The 444-nt window shown below is 66.0% G+C and carries 1 pseudogene; it reads right to left on the minus strand.

What is annotated here, in order from left to right:
- A pseudogene (sucC, locus tag BJP32_RS16720) lies at nucleotides 1–444 on the minus strand (succinate--CoA ligase subunit beta); the annotation flags it as partial.

The following is a 444-nucleotide window of genomic DNA, read 5'->3' on the forward strand; positions in this document are numbered from 1 at the left end:
ATTGGCGACCTCGTCGCAGCGGGTGATGCCGCCGAAGATGTTGAACAGGACGGCGGAGACGTTCTCGTTGCTGAGAATGAGCTCGACGGCCTGCTTGACCTTCGCGGCGTCGGATCCGCCGCCAGCGTCGAGGAAGTTGGCCGGCTCGCCGCCGTGCTGGGCGACGACGTCGAGGGTGCTCATCACGAGCCCTGCGCCGTTGCCCAGGATGCCGATGTTGCCATCGAGCTTGACGTAGACGACGTCCTGCTCGGCGGCCTTGACCTCGATCGGGTCGGCGTTGGCCTTGTCGCCCAGATCAGCGTGGTCGGGGTGACGGAACGCGGCGTTGCCGTCGAGCGTGACCTTGGCGTCGAGCGCCTTGACTTCACGGTCGGGCGTGATGATCAGCGGGTTGATCTCGGCGAGCGACGCGTCCTCTTCGATCCACACGGTGTAGAGCGC

The organism is Brevundimonas sp. ZS04 (assembly GCF_001956865.1).
Lineage (GTDB): Bacteria > Pseudomonadota > Alphaproteobacteria > Caulobacterales > Caulobacteraceae > Brevundimonas > Brevundimonas diminuta.